Raw genomic sequence first — 6,135 nt, 5'->3', positions numbered from 1 at the left:
TTAACCACCAGTCTGCAAATGGTCGTTTTAGCGTTTTTAGCACTATTACTTAAGAGATTTTAGACAGCTTCTTAGACAATCCTATTGGCTATTAGTCACTAGAACTCAGATTGGTAAATTAACTGATAACATTGGTGCTCTTAAAATGATATCAAATAATAAAAAATTATGTTACAATTCCACTTAGAAGGGAAGTGTTTATTATGTTAGAAAAAAGCGCAGATTTAGGAGACTACGGTCCAGCACCCTTTGCACCTGATTTAAAATCGGCTGCTTTGGAAAATGAAAATTATCGAACTACTTTGTGGACCGGGGATCATTTTCAAATCACATTAATGGCTATTCCAGCCGGAGGTGGTGATATTGGTATGGAAATTCATCATGGTAATGATCAACTTATTTACTTAGTAGCCGGTATTGGCCACGTTAAAATGGGGAAAGATAAAGATCATTTAACAATTGATCAGGAAATTCATCCGGGAGAGGCTGTAGTTGTTCCTGATAACACTTGGCATAACGTGATCAACGCTGGAAAACAGACCATGAAGGTCTTCTCTATTTATTCACCGGTCAAGCACCAAAAAGGAACTAATGAAGCCACTAAAGCCGATGCAATTAAGCAGGAGGGCCCTCTGGAGGGTACTGGTGAATAAGACAAATTATTTATCAAAAGATATGATTTATGTCAAGAACTAATGGTATTCTTTGATAAATAATTTGAATTAGAATTTTTTCTGAACTATGCAATTAATAATTTTTTAGTTGCATTTAGCAATCGGGACTTATACAACCGAAAGAGTGGAACATAGTGCCACCCTTTTAATTTCAAAATATGTAAAGAGCTGTTATAAAAATTTTTAGTGGAATTTTTATAACAGCTCTTTATTTTTTACACAAAATAAAGTCTGTAAATCTTTCTAAGACCTATTTCGATATATTCTTAAAAATAATCTACTTATCTCTTTAATTTTTAATTATTCTTAGAACGTTTAGTTAAGTTTGATGCATAAATTATAAATGATTATAAATTATTTAAAATAAAGTTCGCTTTGCCTAAAATCCTATTTACATTAGCCTAAATTGTGATAAAATTTAGCATGTATTTTAAGGAGGTTTTATAAAATGGTAAAAGATAAATCTCCAAAGAAGCAACATTTGATTCACTATGCAAATGGTCCTTCTTTGGAGGAGATTAATGGATCAATTACAGTTCCAAAAGATCAAGGCTTTTGGAAAACGTTATTTATGTATTCCGGACCCGGTGCTTTAGTTGCGGTAGGCTATATGGATCCTGGTAATTGGTCAACTTCTATTACCGGTGGCCAAAATTTTCAATATTTATTAATGTCCGTAATCTTAATGTCGAGTTTAATTGCCATGTTACTTCAATATATGGCGGCTAAACTGGGCATTGTGTCGCAAATGGACTTAGCTCAAGCTACACGAGCACGAACAAGTAAAAGTTTAGGAATTGTTTTATGGATTTTAACAGAATTGGCAATCATGGCAACTGATATTGCTGAAGTTATTGGGGCCGCGATTGCTTTATATTTGTTATTTCATATTCCATTAGTCTATGCCGTGTTTATTACTGTGTTTGATGTTCTGTTATTGCTATTATTAACTAAAGTCGGTTTCCGCAAAATCGAAGCAATTGTCGTTTGTTTAATTTTAGTAATTTTGTTTGTCTTTGCTTACGAAGTCGCTTTATCACACCCAGATTGGGCTGGCGTTTTCAAGGGATTGATTCCAACTGGTGAAACTTTTGCCGGTTCACCTAATATTGGTGGTCAAAATCCTTTGAGTGGGGCCTTAGGAATTATTGGTGCGACAGTTATGCCCCATAATCTTTATCTGCATTCAGCTATTTCTCAAACACGAAAAGTCGATCATAATGATCAAGATGATATTGCTCGAACAGTGAGATTTTCTACTTGGGACTCTAACATTCAACTTTCATTCGCTTTTGTTGTTAACTCACTGTTATTAATCATGGGAGTCGCTGTGTTTAAAACCGGTGCCGTAAAGGATCCTTCTTTCTTTGGACTCTTTCAAGCATTGTCTGATTCCTCTGTTTTAAGTAACGGTATTTTAATTGCCGTTGCTAAATCTGGTGCTTTGTCAATTTTATTTGCAGTAGCACTATTAGCTTCTGGTCAAAATTCAACGATCACGGGTACTTTAACTGGACAAGTCATCATGGAGGGGTTCATCCACATGAAGATGCCATTATGGTTGCGTCGATTAGTTACCCGTCTAATTTCAGTTATTCCCGTATTAATTTGTGTAGCTATGACTAGTAAAGAAACACCAATTCAACAACATGAGGCACTAAATACCTTAATGAATAATTCCCAAGTCTTTCTAGCCTTTGACTTACCATTTTCAATGTTGCCATTATTAATGATGACTGATAATAACAAGGAAATGGGCGATCGTTTTAAAAATACTCTGTGGGTTAAAATATTAGGATGGTTCTCAGTTATTGCTTTAACTATTTTGAATATGAAGGGATTACCAGATAATATTATAGCTTTCTTCGGTGCCAATCCTTCTGCAAGTCAAGTATCATTAGCTCATATGATTGCTTATCTCATTATTGTTGGCATTGTTGCCTTATTAATTTGGACTGTTGTTGATTTATATAAAAGTCGCAATAAAATGCCTAAACGGTTTGAAACCACTGCGGAACATTATAATGAAAGTGAAGATGTGTAATTTAGAACCTAATAGATTGGAAGGATATTATTATGTCTAATAATTCTCCGCACACAAAATTCCAACGAATTTTAGTGGGTGTAGATGATTCACCAGATGCTCAGCTGGCTTTTCAGTATGCAATTGCTGAAGCTTATCAAGTCAAAGCTTCCTTGATTATCACTTCAATTCTTGAACACGATGATGATAATGTTTATCAAGCTTTAAATAAAGATTATGTTCATGGAGAACGTAAAGAATTAGTTGAACACCTTGAACATTATCGTAAGTTAGCTTTAGAAGCAGGCGTGGATCAAGTCGATACAGTAGTTGATGAAGGCGATCCTGGAGAAATTATTGTTAAGAATGTTATTCCTGCGGCCAAAGCAGACCTATTAGTAATTGGTTCGTTAGCTAAAAAGGGGCTTAAAAAGTATTTTGGCTCGCAAGCGGCTTATATGGCTAAATATGCTCCGATTTCTGTCATGGTGGTTCGCTAGACTAATAGTTGGTTCTCTTGCTTAGCTAAGCACCCTTAATTATTTTGGGTTAAGAGTGATAATTAATGCACGACAAAGTGTCACTCTCCCAATCCCCTAAAAGACCCCTTCAATTAAGTGTTGAAGGGGTCTTTTAGTATATTGGAGGCTCTAGAACATCTGTTTGCTCCTCAACTATTGTTGGTGAATTTAAACAAAAATCATTATTTGGGTTCTGAATTATCGATTTATATTTGCTTGTTTTTTCGTGTCGTTCATGTTAAAAGTTCCTTAGGCTAGTTTATTTTAGTAATATCATTAAACTGTCATTATTCACGATTACTAACTTATTAACGAACGTTATGAAACTGCCCTTTAATTGCGCTTTTGCCGGTTAACTAACCCCTGTTTAGAAGCTGTCCAAGATCTATGATTTTTGATATACTTCTATGTAAAAAGCGAGTTTAAGCTATGAAAAATTATCCCAGCAATATTACTCGGCAACAATTTGAATTAATTCGACCAGCTTTAGAAAATTTTCGTAAGAAGCTGTTTAGTATCTTTGTAGAATAGCTAAACTATAGGTATAATTTACATAAAAAACTGGAGTTAGCTTATGTAATCTTTTACGCATCACCATGGTAGCAATATTACACGTGAGGAATTTAATCTCATCGGAATTTACCATGAAGGCGCACACAAGAGCACTGCACTAAGACAAATTGACTTATACGATATCTTTTGCGCACTGCTTTATACCATGAAGAATGGGTGTACTTGGCGTGACCTTTCGGGTAATTTTTCAAAGTGGCATTAGAATATTAATATTAAAGGGGAAGGTTTAAGATATGGCAACATCAATTCAGGTAAATAAAAAATCAGTTGAAGAAATGCTCACAAGCGGTGCAAAAAGAGAGTTTGTGATTCCAGAATATCAGCGACCGTATGCTTGGTCGACAGATGAGATTAATACATTGTGGGAAGATTTAGTCAACTTTGCAAATCAAAGAAGTGAAAAGACATATTTTCTAGGGGCAATTGTCTTTTATGAAAACGAAAATGGCGAGCAGGAAATAATTGACGGACAACAAAGGTTAACGTCATTATTTTTAATGTTGCGAGCAATTTACTCTAAGTTGGAGTCTATGAAAAAAGACAAACAAGTTATTGGGCTTCAAACACAACTAGGAAAAACCATATGGGAAACTGATCCTATAACACAAGAACCCAACAAAAAAAAGGTTCTTATTAGTTCTTTAGTCTTGAATGAATCAAGTAATGAAACATTAAAATCAATATTAATAAGTGGAAAATCAGATTCATCTGAAAAAGACAATTATTCCAATAACTTCAACACATTTTGTCAACTTATTGATGGATACGCTAAGGAAGAACCATTTCAATTTTACGAATTAATTGTACACATTCTAAAAGATGCGATACTGTTACCTATCGAAGCCGACACACAAGATACGGCTCTGACTATTTTTTCAACGCTAAATGACAGAGGAATGCCGCTCAATGATGCTGATATTTTTAAAGCAAAGATATATAACTCTCTTAGCGCCGATCTCAGGGCCCCTTTTATTTCTATGTGGCAAGATGTAAGTGAACGATCCGAGGCTGCTGGAATTAATATTCAGGCGTTATTTGCCTATTATGCCTTTACATTAAGAGCTGAAGATAATGATAAGGATACTAGTCGTCCCGCTTTGCGCAAATATTTTGGACGCAATAATTGGGAAAAGTTACGACAGTCAAGAACAATGAGTGACATAGAAAGAGAAATGGATATTTGGGAAACAATTAACACTAGAAACATAGCAGAGTGTCCAACTTGGTATAAAAATAATGAAGTGCAACAACTTCTGGATATACTTACAAGCTATCCAAATGAATATTGGAAATACACAATTAATACTTATTTACTGATTAAAGGGAATGATAAGCCTGAATTCACAAAAGAATTTGTCGTTTTTTTAAAAAAATTTATAAGCGTATTGGTATCTGGATATCTTATCAAACCAACGGTCAATGCAGTAAAACAACCAATAATGAATTTAAATGCATCAATATTCAGCAATTCTCTTAACTTTAGTGGCTTCAAGTCTTCCTTGGAAGAGGCAATTGAGAACGTGATTGAACCACCAGCAAAACTAATACCTATGCTACTTAAGATCATTGCCTACGATGACAGCAAACAAAGAACACTTCTACCGTTTAGATTGGACGTCGAGCATATTCTTCCTAGAAAATGGCAAACAACGAGTTTATATGGCTATTCATTTGACCAAGTTCAACCGTATATTGAACATCTGGGAAATAAAGTCCCATTTGAAAAAAGGCTAAATATCCAAGCGGGAAATAAGTATTTTGAACAAAAAAAAGGAAGGTATTCTGTATCTAAAGTTGAAATTGTAAAACAACTTTCTCAATATCAGGGTTCTGAATGGGGAATCTCGAATATAACCGAAAGAGATGATAAATTAAAAAAGATGTTGAAAATGAAATTATCGTTTTGGAATAAAGGACTTTAATACATCTGATTTAAAACAGGTTAGTGACTTATGTTGTCTTCAGTCGGGTTTCCTTGACCATATGCAACTTTTTAAAGAAAATGAAGCAAACTTGACTCCTAGTAAATAAAAATGGTCGTTCTAAGTTAATCATCGGACGGAGTTGATTGCTTCCAAAAAAGTTAAGGCATTGGCAAATGTAGTTGTGAGTCAATGACAGGCTTCTGTAAAAGCACATTGTCGGTCTTACGGACCAGTAGATGAAGTGGAAATTTTTTTAGGCTAATTGGTTGATGCTATGACCACTAACTTCACCGCACCAGAGATTTAGACGGGGGATAGCACCAAGCAAAAATACAATAGGGTCTACCCTATTGTATTCGGTTGAAAGTTGGATTATTATTAGTTACATATAAGTGATCCGGAGGCATTCTGAAAATGAC

General features: G+C 34.7%; 4 protein-coding genes and 1 pseudogene. All 5 read left to right on the top strand.

Going from position 1 to position 6,135, the window contains the following annotated elements; all coding sequences use genetic code 11:
- The first annotated feature begins 203 nt into the window (after nt 1-203).
- Nucleotides 204-653, top strand: coding sequence for a cupin domain-containing protein (locus QUF07_RS13035; protein WP_065493026.1), 450 nt, complete (start codon nt 204-206; stop codon nt 651-653).
- Between the two features lie 469 nt (nt 654-1,122).
- Nucleotides 1,123-2,718, top strand: a complete 1,596-nt coding sequence (locus tag QUF07_RS13030; RefSeq protein WP_289427824.1) for an Nramp family divalent metal transporter — start codon at nt 1,123-1,125, stop codon at nt 2,716-2,718.
- Between the two features lie 32 nt (nt 2,719-2,750).
- Nucleotides 2,751-3,197, top strand: coding sequence for a universal stress protein (locus QUF07_RS13025; RefSeq protein WP_065463728.1), 447 nt, complete (start codon nt 2,751-2,753; stop codon nt 3,195-3,197).
- A gap of 450 nt (nt 3,198-3,647) precedes the next feature.
- Nucleotides 3,648-3,987: pseudogene (locus QUF07_RS14190) on the top strand (hypothetical protein); the annotation flags it as partial.
- Between the two features lie 37 nt (nt 3,988-4,024).
- On the top strand, nt 4,025-5,713 hold the full coding sequence (locus QUF07_RS13020) for a DUF262 domain-containing protein (protein WP_260354636.1): 1,689 nt from the start codon (nt 4,025-4,027) through the stop codon (nt 5,711-5,713).
- Nucleotides 5,714-6,135: the final 422 nt, after the last annotated feature.

This window comes from Lentilactobacillus sp. TOM.63 (assembly GCF_030361045.1).
Lineage (GTDB): Bacteria > Bacillota > Bacilli > Lactobacillales > Lactobacillaceae > Lentilactobacillus > Lentilactobacillus dabitei.
This window is presented reverse-complemented; position numbering and strand designations above follow the sequence as displayed.

Coding starts and splice junctions, on each gene's coding strand:
- QUF07_RS13035 (WP_065493026.1), top strand. CDS start 204: ATGTTAGAAAAAAGCGCAGATTTAGGAGACTACGGTCCAGCACCCTTT.
- QUF07_RS13030 (WP_289427824.1), top strand. CDS start 1,123: ATGGTAAAAGATAAATCTCCAAAGAAGCAACATTTGATTCACTATGCA.
- QUF07_RS13025 (WP_065463728.1), top strand. CDS start 2,751: ATGTCTAATAATTCTCCGCACACAAAATTCCAACGAATTTTAGTGGGT.
- QUF07_RS13020 (WP_260354636.1), top strand. CDS start 4,025: ATGGCAACATCAATTCAGGTAAATAAAAAATCAGTTGAAGAAATGCTC.